Annotated in this window: 15 protein-coding genes; 8 read left to right on the top strand and 7 right to left on the bottom strand. The window is 73.9% G+C overall.

Annotated elements, in window-relative coordinates; all coding sequences use genetic code 11:
* The first annotated feature begins 1 nt into the window (after window position 1).
* The gene (locus BLV05_RS21080) at window positions 2–1,174 is read left to right on the top strand and encodes an acyl-CoA dehydrogenase family protein (protein WP_046768421.1); all 1,173 of its coding nucleotides are present in this window, start codon (window positions 2–4) and stop codon (window positions 1,172–1,174) included.
* Here BLV05_RS21080 and BLV05_RS21075 read toward each other — a convergent pair.
* Window positions 1,167–1,538, bottom strand: coding sequence for a hypothetical protein (locus BLV05_RS21075; protein WP_046768422.1), 372 nt, complete (start codon window positions 1,536–1,538; stop codon window positions 1,167–1,169). The two genes, BLV05_RS21080 and BLV05_RS21075, sit on opposite strands and share 8 nt — an antisense overlap.
* 67 nt (window positions 1,539–1,605) lie before the next feature.
* Entirely contained in the window at window positions 1,606–2,046 is a 441-nt protein-coding gene (locus BLV05_RS21070; protein ID WP_046768423.1) for an Lrp/AsnC family transcriptional regulator, read from the bottom strand.
* Window positions 2,047–2,108: 62 nt separating this feature from the next.
* On the opposite strand from BLV05_RS21070, the gene BLV05_RS21065 reads away from it, so the two are divergent.
* Entirely contained in the window at window positions 2,109–3,146 is a 1,038-nt protein-coding gene (locus tag BLV05_RS21065; protein ID WP_046768424.1) for an aminotransferase class V-fold PLP-dependent enzyme, read from the top strand.
* 97 nt (window positions 3,147–3,243) lie between these two features.
* Window positions 3,244–4,596: an FAD-binding oxidoreductase gene (locus BLV05_RS21060; RefSeq protein ID WP_046768425.1), complete on the top strand. Its 1,353-nt coding sequence runs from the start codon at window positions 3,244–3,246 to the stop codon at window positions 4,594–4,596.
* Between the two features lie 72 nt (window positions 4,597–4,668).
* Here the strand turns inward: BLV05_RS21060 and BLV05_RS21055 are convergent, their stop codons facing one another.
* The 4 genes from BLV05_RS21055 to BLV05_RS21040 all read right to left on the bottom strand — a co-directional run bounded on the left by BLV05_RS21055 (window position 4,669) and on the right by BLV05_RS21040 (window position 8,481).
* The gene (locus BLV05_RS21055; protein WP_046768426.1) at window positions 4,669–6,306 is read right to left on the bottom strand and encodes an amidase; all 1,638 of its coding nucleotides are present in this window, start codon (window positions 6,304–6,306) and stop codon (window positions 4,669–4,671) included.
* Window positions 6,303–6,605 carry a hypothetical protein gene (locus tag BLV05_RS21050; RefSeq protein ID WP_046768427.1) on the bottom strand — a complete coding sequence of 101 codons (303 nt, stop codon included), beginning with the start codon at window positions 6,603–6,605 and terminating at the stop codon, window positions 6,303–6,305. Before BLV05_RS21050 ends, BLV05_RS21055 begins: the two co-directional genes overlap by 4 nt.
* A 74-nt stretch (window positions 6,606–6,679) precedes the next feature.
* Entirely contained in the window at window positions 6,680–7,786 is a 1,107-nt protein-coding gene (locus tag BLV05_RS21045; protein ID WP_231948577.1) for a M24 family metallopeptidase, read from the bottom strand.
* Between the two features lie 14 nt (window positions 7,787–7,800).
* Window positions 7,801–8,481 (bottom strand): GOLPH3/VPS74 family protein, encoded by a 681-nt coding sequence (locus BLV05_RS21040; protein ID WP_046768428.1) that lies wholly within the window; start codon window positions 8,479–8,481, stop codon window positions 7,801–7,803.
* Between the two features lie 39 nt (window positions 8,482–8,520).
* Here BLV05_RS21040 and BLV05_RS21035 point away from each other — a divergent pair, with 39 nt between their 5' ends.
* Window positions 8,521–9,234: a class E sortase gene (locus tag BLV05_RS21035; protein ID WP_046768429.1), complete on the top strand. Its 714-nt coding sequence runs from the start codon at window positions 8,521–8,523 to the stop codon at window positions 9,232–9,234.
* On the opposite strand, the gene BLV05_RS21030 is transcribed toward BLV05_RS21035, so the two are convergent.
* Window positions 9,206–11,362 (bottom strand): MMPL family transporter, encoded by a 2,157-nt coding sequence (locus tag BLV05_RS21030; protein WP_046768430.1) that lies wholly within the window; start codon window positions 11,360–11,362, stop codon window positions 9,206–9,208. The two genes, BLV05_RS21035 and BLV05_RS21030, sit on opposite strands and share 29 nt — an antisense overlap.
* A gap of 90 nt (window positions 11,363–11,452) precedes the next feature.
* Here BLV05_RS21030 and BLV05_RS21025 point away from each other — a divergent pair, with 90 nt between their 5' ends.
* The 4 genes from BLV05_RS21025 to BLV05_RS21010 are packed head-to-tail and all read left to right on the top strand — an operon-like array spanning window position 11,453 to window position 14,007.
* A complete protein-coding gene (locus BLV05_RS21025) occupies window positions 11,453–12,382 on the top strand; it encodes a 5'-3' exonuclease (RefSeq protein WP_046768431.1) in 930 nt (309 codons plus the stop codon).
* 59 nt (window positions 12,383–12,441) lie between these two features.
* Window positions 12,442–12,789 carry a hypothetical protein gene (locus tag BLV05_RS21020; RefSeq protein ID WP_046768432.1) on the top strand — a complete coding sequence of 116 codons (348 nt, stop codon included), beginning with the start codon at window positions 12,442–12,444 and terminating at the stop codon, window positions 12,787–12,789.
* A gap of 12 nt (window positions 12,790–12,801) precedes the next feature.
* Window positions 12,802–13,032: a hypothetical protein gene (locus tag BLV05_RS35925; protein ID WP_046768433.1), complete on the top strand. Its 231-nt coding sequence runs from the start codon at window positions 12,802–12,804 to the stop codon at window positions 13,030–13,032.
* Window positions 13,033–14,007 (top strand): nitroreductase/quinone reductase family protein, encoded by a 975-nt coding sequence (locus BLV05_RS21010; RefSeq protein ID WP_331245870.1) that lies wholly within the window; start codon window positions 13,033–13,035, stop codon window positions 14,005–14,007.
* Window positions 14,008–14,098 lie beyond the last annotated feature (91 nt).

The following is a 14,098-nucleotide window of genomic DNA, read 5'->3' as shown; positions in this document are numbered from 1 at the left end:
CATGACCTCGCCCCTGGAGCTGCTGAGCGTCGAGCACCTGCTCAGCGAGGAGGAGCGCGACCTGCGCGACGCCGTCGCCCACTTCGTCGACGACCGCGTCCGCCCGTCGATCGCGGACTGGTACGAGGACGGGCTGTCCGAAGGCGCCGTCCGGGAGCTCGCGCTGGAGGCCGGGAAGCTCGGCCTGCTCGGCATGCACCTCACCGGCTACGGCTGCGCCGGCACCAACGCCGTCTCGTACGGCCTGGCCTGCATGGAGCTGGAGGCCGGCGACTCCGGCGTCCGCTCGCTGGTGTCGGTGCAGGGGTCGCTGGCGATGTTCGCGATCTGGAAGTTCGGGTCTGAGGAGCAGAAGCAGCGCTGGCTGCCCGGCATGGCCGCCGGGGAGCTGATCGGCTGCTTCGGCCTCACCGAGCCCGACTTCGGCTCCAACCCGGCCGGCATGCGCACCCGCGCCCGCCGCGACGGCGACGACTGGGTGCTCGACGGCACCAAGATGTGGATCACCAACGGGACCGTGGCCGACGTCGCCGTCGTCTGGGCCCGTTGTGACGACGGTGCCGTGCGCGGCTTCCTGGTGCCGGCGGGGACGCCCGGGTTCTCGGCCCCGAAGATCGGCAAGAAGCTGTCGCTGCGGGCCTCGGTGACGAGCGAGCTCGTCCTCGAGGGGGTCCGGCTGCCCGCCGACGCCGTCCTGCCGGAGGTGTCCAGTCTCCGGGGGCCGCTGTCCTGCCTCAACGAGGCCCGCTTCGGCATCGTTTTCGGCGCGCTGGGCGCGGCCCGCGACTGCCTCGCCGCCGCCATCTCCTACGCGCAGACCCGCGAGGTGTTCGACCGGCCGCTGGCGTCGTTCCAGCTCACCCAGGCCAAGCTGGCCGACATGGCGCTGGAGCTGCAGAAGGGCTACCTGCTCGCCCTGCACCTCGGCCGCCTGAAGGACGCCGAGAAGCTGACGCCGCAGCAGGTCAGCCTGGGCAAGCTCAACAACGTCCGCGAGGCGCTGGCGATCGCCCGCGAGTGCCGCACGATCCTCGGCGCCAACGGCATCACCCTGGAGTACCCGGTGCTGCGCCACGCCAACAACCTGGAGTCGGTGCTCACCTACGAGGGCACCAGCGAGGTGCACCAACTCGTCATCGGCCAGGCGCTGACCGGTGAGAGCGCCTTCAGCTGACGCCGCTGGCGGACGCGGCGACCGCGTCCCGGATCGCGTCGTAGAGCTTCCGGGTCGATCGCTCGTAGCCGGCCTGCACTGCGTCGTCCCCGAAACCGAGGTCGTTCCAGGAACCCATGCCTCCGAACACCCACGCCTGCACGGCCGCCGCGGCCAGCTGCCGAAGCCCGAGCGGGCTGTCATCCGGGAGCAGGTCCCCGTGGTACGGGGGCACGGGATCCTCGTCGTCGAGCAGCGCTCGCGCCCTGGTGAACCATGGTGACCATTCGCCGAGGCCGGAGTCCTCGGCGAACCGTCCGATCTCCGCCAGGGCCGCCAGCAGGCTGGACCGGGCGGCGGTTCCGTGCCAGGTGTGGCGAGCCATCGTGAGCCGTGCGCGGCGACGGCCGCGATCACCGCGAGCTCTCCGTTCACCGTCTACCCGCCGCGACTCACGCCGTCATCGGGCGGTTCTCGTACGGCGTCGAGAGCACGATGGTGGTGCGGGTGGTCACGTTCGCCGACGAGCGGATGCGGGCGAGCAGGTCCTCGAGGTCGGCGGGGCGCCCGACCCGCACCTTGAGGATGTAGCTCTCGTCGCCGGCGACGGAGTAGCAGGCCTCGATCTCCGGGACGCCGGCCAGCCGGTCCGGTGAGTCGTCGGGCTGGCTGGGGTCGATCGGCTTGATGGAGATGAACGCCGTCAGCGGCAGGCCCACGGCCTCGTGGTCGACGACGACGGAGTAGCCGCGGATGACGCCGCGTTCCTCGAGCCGGCGGACCCGCTGGTGCACGGCCGACGTGGACAGGCCGGTCGATTTGCCGAGATCGGTGTAGCTCATCCGGCCGTCCCGCATCAGCAGCGCCACGATCTTCCTGTCGATGTCCTCCACGGGTGCACTCTACTGGCGGCCCGCCCCGCACCCCGTCCACGCCACGCTGGCACGATGGCCGCATGGACCTTGCCGCAGCGCGATCCCTGTTCAGCCCTGAGCCGGGCTGGCTGAACACGGCGAGCTACGGGCTGCCCCCGTCGACGGCGTGGACGGCGCTGCAGGCGGCGCTGGACGAGTGGCGGCACGGGCGGGTGTCGTGGGAGGGCTGGGGCGAGTCGACGGCCCGGGCGCGGGCGGCGTTCGCGCGGCTGGTGGACGCCGACGAGCACGACGTGACGACCGGCGCGCAGGTGTCGCAGCTGGTCGGTCAGCTGGCGGCGTCGGTGCCGGACGGGACGGTCGTGCTGGCGCCCGAGGAGGACTTCACGTCGCTGCTGTTCCCGTGGCTGGCGCAGGCGCATCGCGGCGTCGTGGTGCGGACGGTGCCGGCGGCGGACCTCGCGGCCCACGTCACGCCCGACGTCGGCGTCGTCGCGTTCAGCGTCGTGCAGTCGGCCAGCGGGGTGGTCGCCGACGTCGACGGCGTGCTGGCGGCGGCCCGGGCGGCCGACGCGGTCACCGTCGCCGACGCGACCCAGGCGGTGGGCTGGCTGCCGGTCGACGCGCGGCGGTTCGACGCGCTGGTGGCGGGCGGCTACAAGTGGCAGCTCTCGCCGCGTGGCACGGCGTTCCTGGTGACGACGGCGCAGCTGCGGGCGCGGGTGGTGCCGTCGCAGGCGGGCTGGTTCGCCGGCGACGACCCGTTCGCGTCGTATTACGGGCCGCCGCTGCGGCTGGCCGACGACGCCCGGCGGCTGGACCTGTCGCCGGCGTGGTTCTCGTGGGTCGGCGCGGCGCCGGCGCTGGAGCTGCTGGCGGACGTGACCGTCGAGGCCGTGCACGGCTGGAACGTCGGCCTGGCGAACCGGTTCCGGGCCGGGTTGGGGCTGGCGCCGGGCGACTCCGCGATCGTGTCCGTGGACGTGCCGGGCGCGGAGGAGCGGCTGGCGGCGGCCGGAGTGCGGGCGGCGGTGCGCGGCGGGCGGCTGCGGGTGTCGTTCCACCTCTACTCCACCAAGGCCGACGCCGACCTGGCCATCAAGGCGCTGACCAGCTGACTGTCACACTTCTCCGGTTCCATCCGTCCCGTTGTCGGACCCGACCGGCACACTGTTGCCGGGCACCCATGAACACTGCACCCGGATGGAGAGTCCCATGATCGACCTCGACGGCTTCCGCTCGACGCTCACCGGCCGGGCCTACGCGCCCGGCGACGACGGCTACGACGACGTGCGGCGGCCGTGGAACCTGCTCATCGACCAGCGCCCCGCGGTCGTCGTGGTGGCCGAGACCGCCGCTGACGTCCAGGCGGCGGTCCGGCTGGCCCGCGAGAACGACGTCTCGTTCTCCGTGCAGTCCTCCGGCCACGGCGCCGTGCGGCCCAACGACGACGGCGTGGTGCTCAACGTCACCCGGCTGACCGGGGTCGACGTCGACGCCGAGCGCAAGGTCGCCCGGTTCGACGCCGGCGCGCGCTGGCGGGGCGTCCTCGAGGAGGCCGCGCCGCACCAGCTGGCCGGGCTGTCCGGCACCGCGCCGACCGTCGGCGCCGTCGGCTACAGCCTGGGCGGCGGCATCGGCCTGCTGATGCGCCGGTTCGGCTTCGCCGCCGACAGCGTGGTCGCCGCCGACGTCGTCACCGCCGACGGCTCGCTCGTGCGGGCCAGCCAGGACGACAACCCCGACCTGCTGTGGGCGCTCAAGGGCGGCGGCGGCAACTTCGGCGTCGTCACGTCGCTCGAGGTGCGGCTCTACGACGTCCCGGCGGTGCACAACGGCTCGCTGATCTACCCGGGCGCGCGGGCCGCCGAGGTGCTGCGCGCGTGGGCCGACTGGACCGGCCAGGTCTCCGACGACGTCACGTCCGCCGTCATGGTCATGTCGTTCCCGCCCATCCCGGCGGTGCCCGAGCCGCTGCGCGGCCAGCACGTCGCCATGTTCCGGGCCACCATCGCCGGCGACGACGGCTCCGCGCTCGACCCGCTGCTGGCCGAGCTGGGCGACCCGCTGATGGGCGGCTTCCGCACCCAGACGTACCTCGAGGCCGCGCTGTCGGGCAACGAGCCCACCGACCCCATGCCGACGGCCGGGCGCAGCACCGGGCTGAGCGACCTGACCGACGACACCATCGGCGCGCTGCTCGACCTCGTGGCGCCGGGTTCGCCGGTGCCGGGCATCGACGTCCGCCACCTCGGCGGCGCCGCGGCGAAGGACCAGGACAGCCCGCTCTCCCACCGCGACACCCCGTACATCGGCGCGGCGAACGCGCTGGCCGCCTCGCCGGAGCAGCTGGCCGCCGTCCGGCAGCGCCTCGACGAGGGCTTCGCGGCGCTCGACGGGCACACGCGGCCGGTCGGCGCGTTCAACTTCCTCGCCGCCGGCTCGTCGCCCGAGGTGGTGAAGTCGGCCTTCTCCGACGGCGCCTACCAGCGGCTGCAGGACATCAAGCGCACGTGGGACCCCGACAACGTGTTCCAGTACACCCACAACATCCCGCCGGCTGCCTGAGCGCCCCGCTCCCATGATCATCGGCGATCGCTGGCGTGGGAGCGCCAGGGATCGCCGATGATCAAGGAACGCCTACTGCGACTGCTCGGCGGCCTCCTCGGCCGTCAGCCGGGGACGCGCACCGGCGGTGGCCAGCGACCGCGCCCCGGCGGGCGTCGCGGCGGGATCGGGCGGACGCTGCCAGTGCCAGTCGGTCAGCGACTGGTAGGCGGCCGCGACGGCAAGCAGCCGGTCCTCGGCGTACGGGCGGCCGCCGAGGATGGTGCCCACCGGCTGACCGCCGGAGAATCCGATCGGCAGCGCCAGCTCCGGCAGCCCGATGATGTCGAACGGCACCGGCGACGTCTGCACGACGACGTCGCACTGGTCGAACAGGTCGGTGAGCACGCGGTCGAGCAGCACCAGTTTGGCCCGCTGCCCCGTCACGTACTCGTCGGCGCCCATCAGCGCGCCCTGCAGCCAGCTGGTCAGCGACACCCCGAACAGCCGCAGGTCCTGGCGCAGGTACGGCACGAACGGCTCGGCCCGCTCGGGCAGCCGGACGTCGTTGAAGCGGCCGGTGAGCAGGTCCCACTCGTCCGGCAGCGTCACGTCCACGACGGAGACGCCCTCGACGCCGGCCAGGGTGTCCAGGAACGCCCGCCGCGCGGCCGCCGTCGCGCTGGTGCCGGAGACGAACCCAGGGATGACGCCGATCCGCGTCGGCCAGCGCAGCTTCAGTCGCCTGCCGCGGTACGCCGGCGTGGCGGCCGCGACGAGGTCGGGCACCGGCGGCAGCCCCTGCGTACGCGGGTCGTTCGGGTCCGAGCCGGCCATCGCCGCCAGCATGATCGCCGCGTCCTTGGCGTCGCGGGCCAGCGGGCCGGGGTGGTCGCGCGAGTACGTCAGCGGCACGATCCCGTACAGCGACGCCCGGCCCATGGTCGGCTTCAGCCCGGTGAGGTTCTGCGCGTTCGACGGCGCCGTGATCGACCCGCCGGTCTGCGTCCCGATGCCCGACGTCGCCAGCCGCCCGGCCACCGCCGTCCCCGTCCCGGTGGACGAGCCGCCGGGGTTGGTCGACGGGTCATCCGGCGTCCACGCGTTCACCGTCGTCACGACCCCGTTCGGCGTAGTCGCGCGGGTGGTCGCCAGCGGGCCCATCTGCGTCTTGCCGAGCACGATCCCACCGGCCGCTGTCAGCCGGGCGACGGCCGTGGCGTCGAACGGCGGCACGAAGTCGGCGAAGACGTACGAGTTCGCCGTCGTCGGCACGCCCGCCGTGTAGTAGTTGTCCTTGATCGCCAGCGGCATCCCGTGCAGCGGGCCGTGGTAGTGGCCGCGCCGCAGCCTCCGGGCCGCCGCGGCCGCCTCTTCCGTCAGCACCAGGTTGAACGCCTGGTAGACGTCGTCGAACGCGGCGATGCGAGCCAGGTACGCCTCGACCAGCGTCTCGGCCCGCAGCCGCCCGGCACGCAGCAGGTAGGCCGCCTCGGCGATGGTCAGCTCGGTCGGATCGGCCACCGCCTCCGGCCGCGGCGACGTGTAGGCGTCCGGGTGCGGGCCGGTCCGGGTCCGCACCGCCGCCGGCCCGCCGAACGCGACCCGCGGCAGCCCGACGGTCCCGGCGACGGCCGCGCCCGCGGAGAGCACGGCCATCCGGGCGACGAACGAGCGTCGGTCGACGTGGACGTCCTGCGGGCCGCCGCCCGCCTCCGACGGCGCCGTCACGCGTCCCGCCAGGCGCTGCTGATGGACGGGTACAGCATCGGCGCCGCCTGCTGTGACAGCTCGACGGCCTGCTCAGCGGGCGTGCCGGCCGGCGCCGGCGGCACCCAGGCGCTGATCTCGCCCAGCGACGAGCGAGCGAACGAGCGCAACGACGCCAGGACGGCGGCCCGGCCGGGCGCGCCGGTCTCCGGGTCGGCGGCCGTGCCGGGCGGCAGCTGGTCCAGGTCGATGCCGACGGCGGCGAGCCGGGCCCGGATCATGACGTCGAGCTCCGCATCGGTCGGTGGGATAGGCGCCATGTCGCTCCTCGAGATGGTCGGAACGGATCGCGACCACGCTCGCGCGCAACGGTTTCGGCGCTATGTCCGCAATGTCACGTATCCAGGATCACCAGCTCGTGCGGCCGCCGATTCAGCGCCTCGACGCCGTCCGCCGTCGTCACGACGATGTCCTCGATCCGCGCGCCGTGCCGTCCGGCCAGGTAGAACCCGGGCTCGACGGAGAACGCCATGCCCGGCTCCAGCGGCAGGGCGTTGCCCGCGACGATGTACGGCTCCTCGTGCGTCTCCAGCCCGATGCCGTGGCCGGTGCGGTGGATGAAGTACTCCCCCAGCCCGGCCGCATCCAGCACCGAGCGCGCCGCCGCGTCGACCGACTCCGCCGTCACACCGGGCCGGACGTGCGCGACCGCGGCCTCCTGCGCCGCCTGCAGCGCCGAGTACGCCGTCCGGAACTCCTCGGACGGCTCGCCGGCGGCGTACACGCGGGTGGAGTCGGAGCAGTAGCCGGCCGCCGTCGTGCCGCCGATGTCGACGACGACGGGGTCGCCGGCCGCGATGACGCGGCCGCTGGTCTCGTGGTGCGGGCTGGCGCCGTTGGGCCCGGACGCGACGATGACGAAGTCGGCGGTCGCGTGCCCCTCGGCGAGCACGGCCGCGGCGATGTCGCGGCCCACCTCGGCCTCGGTGCGGCCGGCCCGCAGCCACTCGCCCATGCGGGCGTGCACGCGGTCGATGGCGTCGGCCGCCTCGCGCAGCAGCTCGACCTCGGCGGCCGACTGACGCATGCGCAGCTCCGCGAGCACGGGCCCGGCGGCGACCTGCTCGACCGACGGCATCGCGCCGCGGAACCGCAGCGCCTTCTCGGCCCACATCCGGTCGTCCAGTCCGACCCGGCGGGCGCCCGGCAGCAGCCCAGCAGCCAGCGCCACGGCGTCGTCGGTCTCCTGGAACGTCCGGACCTCCAGCGCCAGCTCGGCCGCCCCGGACGCGACGGCGGCCGGCTCCTCCAGCGCGGGCACCACCAGCGACGCCGTCCCGTCGACCGGCAGCACCAGGCAGGTGAGCCGCTCGAGCGGGATGGCGTGGTAGCCGGTGAGGTAGCGCAGGCCGGCGCCGGGCGTGATGAGCAGGGCGTCGAGGCCCGCGGCGGCAGCGGCGGCGCGGGCCCGGGCGAGGCGGTCGTCGAGGTCGGCGGTCACCCGTGGAACTCTAGTCAGCTGCTGCCGGCCGCCGCCGCGGCACTGGTGCTGGCGACGATGGCCGCGGTCACCGCGGCCTGGACCTCCTGGACGGCCCTCTTGACGGCGTCGGCGGCCCACGCGCCCTCGGAGATCTCCTTGGCCCGCCGCTTCACCGCCCGGCGGTCCTCGGACGGGACCGCCTTGCGCAGGCCGTCGACGGCGAGCAGCAGCGACACGAGCGCGGCGGTGCGCGGGTCGGGCTCGAGGCCGGTGACCAGCACGTCCCGCAGCCGCTGCCGGACCGCCGCCTCGTGCGACGCGTCGGCGGCCGGCCAGCGGGTCGTCGGGAAGATGCCCAGCACCTTGCCGGCCTCTTCGCGCAGCAGCCCGCGCTCCGCGAGCCGGCGCAGCAGGCGGTCGCGGGTGCCCTTGCGCAACTGGCCGAGGACGTTCTTCGGCTTGGCGCCCTGGTCGTCGGAGAGCAGGGCCAGCGCGTGGTCGAGCACGTCGTCGCCGGCGGGCGCGGTGTCGCGCAGCACCAGCCGGTCGCGCTTGACCGCCTCGCCCGGCCCGGCGACCGTCACCTTGTCCTGCAGCGACAGCTCCAGCAGCAGCGCGCCGGCCAGCCCGTACTCGAGCCTCGTCGCATCGATGAGCGATTTGCCCGTTTCGTCGTCATACGCGAGCAGCAGCAGGTCCTCGGCGATCAACACGTGTTCGACTCTAGCCGCCGCGCTATTAGGGTCGTGGGTATGCCACGACACGCGCACCAGCGCGTCAGCACCCGGCCCCGCCGCAGTGCCTGGGCCGTCGTCATCGGGGGCATCGGCGAGCTCCTCCTCACCGCGGGCGCACTGGTCCTGCTCTTCGTCGTCTACATCATCTGGGGCACCGGCATCCAGACCGCTCAGGCGCAGGACGCGCTCGAGGACGAGCTGGGCGTGCAGTGGGGTCAGGTGGAGCCCGGCACGCCGCCGCCCGACCCGGACCTGCTGGCCGACGGCGATGCGTACGGCATCCTGCGCATCCCCCGCTTCGGCGACGACTGGGAGTTCACCGTCGTGCAGGGCGTGCTGGCCGACGACCTCGCCCGCGGGCCCGGCCACTACCCCGACACCGTGAACCCCGGCGAGCTGGGCAACGTCGGCATCGCCGCGCACCGCTCCGGGCACCTGTCGCCGTTCGCCGACTTCCCCGACCTGCGCGTCGGCGACACCATCGAGATCGAGATGGCCGACGGCGTCTACGTCTACCAGCTCGACGACGCCCCCGACGGCGACAGCGACGGCAACCGCATCGACATCTCCGACGTGTGGGTGGTCGACCCGGTGCCCGGCGAGCCGAGCGACACCGAGCCGACCGAGCAGCGCATCACGCTCACCACGTGCTGGCCGCGGTTCGGCTCGTCGCACCGCATGTACGCCACCGGCACGCTGGTCAGCGGCCCGACGCCCCCGACCGGCTGAGGTCCGGCTCGGGCTCCAGGTGCGGCAGCATGCGGTCCAGCCAGCGTGGCAGCCACCAGCACCGGTCACCGAGCAGGAACATCGCCGACGGCACCACCAGCAGCCTGATGACGGTGGCGTCGATCAGCACGCTGAACCCAAGCCCCACCGCGAGCATCTTGATGACGACGTCGTCGGCGGCCACGAAGGCGAAGAAGACGCTCATCATGATCAGCGCCGCCGACGAGATGACCCGCGCCGTCACGGCCAGCCCGGTCGCGACGCTGCCGTGGTTCTCCCCCGTCGCCAGCCACGCCTCGCGGACCCGCGACAGCAGGAACACCTCGTAGTCCATCGACAGCCCGAACACGATCGCGAACATGATCATCGGGACGTACGACTCGATCGGCACCGGCTGGTCGACGCCCAGCAGCGACGAGCCCCAGCCCCACTGGAAGACCGCGACGACCACGCCGTACGCGGCCGCGATCGAGAGCAGGTTGAGCAAGGCCGCCTTCACCGCGAGCACCGGGCTGCGGAACGACAGCAGCAGCACGACGAACGCCGCGCCGACGACGATCGCGATGATCTCCGGCAGCCGCTCGGCCACGAGGTCGCGGAAGTCCAGCTGCGCCGCCGTCAGGCCGGTGATGTACGCCGTCGTGTTCGAGCCGGCCAGCAGCGGCGCGATGGTGTCGTCGCGCAGCGTGTGCAGCAGGTCGTCGGTGGCGGCGTCCTGCGGCCGGGTCGACGGCGTCACCGTCGCCACCTGCAGGGCGCCGTCCTGGCTGGGCGTGAAGTCGGTGACGGCCTCGACCCCGTCGGTCCCGGCGATCGCGCTCTGCAGGTTCGCCCCGATGGTCGCGCCGTCGTCGCCGTCGCCCACCTCGACGACGACGGTGAACTGGCCGTTCGCGCCGGCCCCGAAGCCGGCCGCGAGCGCGTCGTACGCCTCGCGCGTCGTGCTGCCCTGCGCCGAGGCGCCGTCGTCGACGTGCCCGAGCCGCAGCGAGAGCGTCGGCACCGCCAGGATCCCGGCGACCAGCACGCCGGCCAGCAGGTAGCGCCACGGGTGGCGGTCCAGAGCCAGCGCGTACCGCCGCCAGCCCGACGCGGATCCGTCGCCGGACTCCTCGGCCACCGGCGTCCGCACCCGCAGCCGGTCGATCCGCCGTCCGGCCAGGCCGAGCAGCGCGGGCACCAGCGTCACGGCGGCGACCCCGGCGACGACGACGGCGACCGTGGCGGCCAGCCCGAGCTTGCCGATGAAGCCGATGCGGGTCGCCCACAGCCCGGACAGCGCGATGACGACGGTCGACGCGGCGATCAGCACCGACCTGCCGCTGGTCGCGACCGTCCGCCCGGCCGCGGCGACCGGGTCGGCGCCGTCGAGCAGCCGCTGCCGGTGCCGCGTCGTCAGGAACAGTGCGTAGTCGATGCCGACGCCCAGCCCCAGCATCGCGGCGAGCGTCGGCGACGCCGTCGCGAAGTCGACGCCGGCGGCCAGCAGCCCGAGCAGGCTCAGCGCCGCCAGCACCCCGATGACCGACGACGCGATCGGCAGCACCGCGGCCAGCACGCTGCCGAACGCCACCAGCAGCACGACGACCGCCACGGCGATCCCGATGCCCTCCGAGCGCCGGTCGTCCGGGGCCGGCTCGGCGGCCTGGCCCAGCGCCCCCGTGTAGTCGACGTCGACGCCCGCGTCCCGGGCCGGCTCGACCGCCGCGTCCACGTCATCGACGAACGTCGATCCGAACGCGCCCGGGTTGCCGTCGAACTGGACGGTGACGTAGCCGACGGTGCCGTCCGGCGCCGCGACCAGGTCGGACACGGCCAGCACGTGCTCGACGTCCGCGACATCGGCCACCGCCTGGTCGACGGCGTCGTCCTGTGCCGCCAGCCCGTCGTCGTCCTGGAACACCAGTCGCGCCGAGTACGCGCTGGCCGCGACGCCGTGGCCGACCAGCAGGTCGCTGCCCTGGCCGGACTCGGTGCCCGGCAGGGTGAAGTCGTCGCTGTACGTCCCGCCCCACACCCGGTCGGCGACCACCGTGCCGGCCAGGACCACCAGCCACACGACGATGACCACCCACGGACGCCGCGCGCAGCCCCGTCCGAGCCGTTCCAACCCCGCTGAATCCGCCATCTTCGCCCCCCGGCGCCTGCTGCGAACGTAGAACCGCGGTCCGGGCCTGTCAACGACGGTGCGGGGTGGAGCCTCAGTAGGCTGGCGCCCATGCCTGGCACCGAGAACCGCCTGATGCTGCTCGACACCGCCTCGCTGTACTTCCGCGCGTTCTTCGGCGTGCCCGAGTCGATCAAGGCTCCCGACGGCTCGCCGGTGAACGCGGTGCGGGGCCTGCTGGACTTCATCGCCCGCCTGACGACGGACCGGCGGCCGGCCCGGCTGGTGGCCTGCCTCGACGCCGACTGGCGCCCGCCGTTCCGGGTGGCGCTGCTGCCGTCGTACAAGGCGCATCGGCTGGCCAACGCGGCTCGCAACATCGAGGAGGTCCCGGCGGCGCTGGAGGCGCAGCTCCCGATCATCTTCGACGTGCTGACGGCGCTGGGCATCGCGCACTTCGGGGTGAAGGGCTTCGAGGCCGACGACGTCATCGGCACGCTCGCGTCGGGCGACCCCGGCCCGGTCGACGTCGTCACGGGCGACCGCGACCTGTTCCAGCTGGTCGACGACTCCCGCGGCGTGCGCATCCTGTACACCGCCCGCGGCGTCGGCCGGCACGAGGTCGTCGACGAGTCCGTCGTGGCTACGAAGTACGGCATCCCGGGCCGCTCGTACGCCGACTTCGCGACCCTGCGCGGCGACCCCAGCGACGGCCTGCCCGGCGTCGCCGGCGTCGGCGACAAGACCGCCGGCACGCTGATCACCCGGTTCGGCACCATCGACGGCCTGCTGGCGGCCGTCGACGACCCGGAGGCGGAGCTGTCGCCGACGCTGCGCCGCAAGATCGCCGACGCGCACGACTACCTGGCCGTCGCGCCCGAGGTCGTGCGGGTGCGCCACGACGTCCCGCTGCCCGACTACGACGACACCCTGCCGTCGGCGCCGGCCGACCCGGAGGCGCTGGTCGAGCTGGGCACCCGCTGGGGCCTGGACTCGTCGCTCAACCGGGTGCTCAACGCGTTCGGCCCGGCTCCCGCCTGATGCCGGGAGGTTCCCAAGCGGACGCCTGTCGTTCGCCCGGCGCCGCTAGCGTCAGCGCCATGCGCACCACCATCGTGGCGGCCGCGCTGGTCGTGCTCGTGACCAGCTGCTCCGGCGACGACGACGCGTCCAGCTGCGACTTCGACTCCGCCGAGTGGTCCGAGCTGGACCCGACCGACGACGAGCAGGGCGCTCGCCGCGGCGAGCTGGCCGACATGGTCGTCGACTGCGGCCTGCTCGACGGCGCCACCCGCGCCGAGACGTCCGACCTGCTCGGCGAGGGCGGCGGACCCACCGACACCAGCTGGACGTACACGACCCAGCCGACGATGATCGACTTCGAGTTGCTGATGGTCGACTTCGGCCCCGACGACACCGTCACCCGGGTCTACTTCAGCCAGAGCTGACCTCGGCGGGCGATGGACGGCGCCGCCCGGCTGCTGACGGCGCTCGGCAGCGATCCGGCGCCGGTGCTCGGCAGCAGCGGCGGCGCGACCTCGGCCGGTGAGCTGCCGCAACGCGGCGCCGTCGTGCTGGCCGAGCGGCTCGGCACGCCGCTGGTGGAGTTCCCGGGCGGACACGACGGGTACATCGACGCGCCAGCCGCCTTCGCCGGCGTCGTCCGCCGGGTGTTAGGGTCGTCCTCGTGACTGCCGGGTCGGCCTTGGGCCGCGAGCGGACGGGTTTCCCGGCCGCCGAGTGATCACCGGGCGGGCCCGCAGCCCGCCGTCGCCTCCTTCTCCCCCACGCACGCGAGACACCCACGGAGAAGTAGGAAGGCACCGATCATCGACTACACCCAGCAGATCGTCGACGAGTTCCGCACGAACCGCGGACGGGTCGGCGGACCGTTCGAAGGAGCCCGGCTGCTCCTGCTCACCACGACCGGCGCCCGGTCCGGCGCCCCGCACACCGTCCCCGTCGGCTACCTGCCCGACGACGGCGAGCGGCTGATCGTCATCGGCTCGGCCGGCGGCGCGGCCCGCCACCCGGCCTGGTTCCACAACCTGGTCGCCCACCCGCGGGTGCACGTCGAGGACGGCCTGTTCGCCTACGACGCCGACGCCGTGGTGCTCGACGGGGCGGAGCGCGAGGCGGTCTTCGCCCGCGCCGTCGAGGCCGATCCCGGCTGGGCCGACTACGAGCGAGGGTCCGGCCGCCGGCTGCCGGTCGTCGCGCTGACGCCGGTGCCCGGCCCGCCCGGCGGCCCCGGCATCGACTCCCCCGCCGCGTTCCTCACGACCGTCCACGAGTCGTTCCGGCGCGAGCTGGCGCTGGTCCGGGCCGAGGTCGCGGCGGCCGGCCCGCGCCTGGGCGCGCAGCTGCGGCTCAACTGCCTGAGCGCCTGCCACGGCCTGCACTTCCACCACACCGCCGAGGACACCCACCTGTTCCCCGGCCTCGCCGCCAGCAACCCGGAGCTCGCGCCGGTGCTGGAACGCCTGCGCGCGGAGCACGAGGTCGTCGCGGCGTTGCTCGCCCGGCTCGAGGCGGCGGTCCGTTCGGACGACGACGGCGACAGCGCCGCGGTCCTCGCCGACGTCGACGCGCTGATCGAGCAGCTGGAGGCGCACCTGGACTGGGAGGAGCAGCAGCTAGTCCCGGTGCTGAGCGCGCCCCTCTAGCTCGCCCCGGGTGGGTGGCCGACCCGGGCCGTTTGCAATGAGCACCCATACGCACCGTCGCCGGGATATCCGATAGGTGGTGCGTATGAGT

It is taken from the genome of Jiangella alkaliphila (assembly GCF_900105925.1).
In the GTDB taxonomy this organism is placed as follows: domain Bacteria; phylum Actinomycetota; class Actinomycetes; order Jiangellales; family Jiangellaceae; genus Jiangella; species Jiangella alkaliphila.
Note: the sequence above shows the minus strand (reverse complement) of the source record. Positions and strands in the feature narration are given on the sequence as shown.

What these genes read in the sequence shown, in the direction of transcription:
- BLV05_RS21030 (WP_046768430.1), bottom strand. Translation starts at nt 11,362, where the DNA reads ATGGCGGATTCAGCGGGGTTGGAACGGCTCGGACGGGGCTGCGCGCGG.
- BLV05_RS21035 (WP_046768429.1), top strand. Translation starts at nt 8,521, where the DNA reads ATGCCACGACACGCGCACCAGCGCGTCAGCACCCGGCCCCGCCGCAGT.
- BLV05_RS21065 (WP_046768424.1), top strand. Translation starts at nt 2,109, where the DNA reads ATGGACCTTGCCGCAGCGCGATCCCTGTTCAGCCCTGAGCCGGGCTGG.
- BLV05_RS21025 (WP_046768431.1), top strand. Translation starts at nt 11,453, where the DNA reads ATGCCTGGCACCGAGAACCGCCTGATGCTGCTCGACACCGCCTCGCTG.
- BLV05_RS21050 (WP_046768427.1), bottom strand. Translation starts at nt 6,605, where the DNA reads ATGGCGCCTATCCCACCGACCGATGCGGAGCTCGACGTCATGATCCGG.
- BLV05_RS35925 (WP_046768433.1), top strand. Translation starts at nt 12,802, where the DNA reads ATGGACGGCGCCGCCCGGCTGCTGACGGCGCTCGGCAGCGATCCGGCG.
- BLV05_RS21020 (WP_046768432.1), top strand. Translation starts at nt 12,442, where the DNA reads ATGCGCACCACCATCGTGGCGGCCGCGCTGGTCGTGCTCGTGACCAGC.
- BLV05_RS21060 (WP_046768425.1), top strand. Translation starts at nt 3,244, where the DNA reads ATGATCGACCTCGACGGCTTCCGCTCGACGCTCACCGGCCGGGCCTAC.
- BLV05_RS21080 (WP_046768421.1), top strand. Translation starts at nt 2, where the DNA reads ATGACCTCGCCCCTGGAGCTGCTGAGCGTCGAGCACCTGCTCAGCGAG.
- BLV05_RS21075 (WP_046768422.1), bottom strand. Translation starts at nt 1,538, where the DNA reads ATGGCTCGCCACACCTGGCACGGAACCGCCGCCCGGTCCAGCCTGCTG.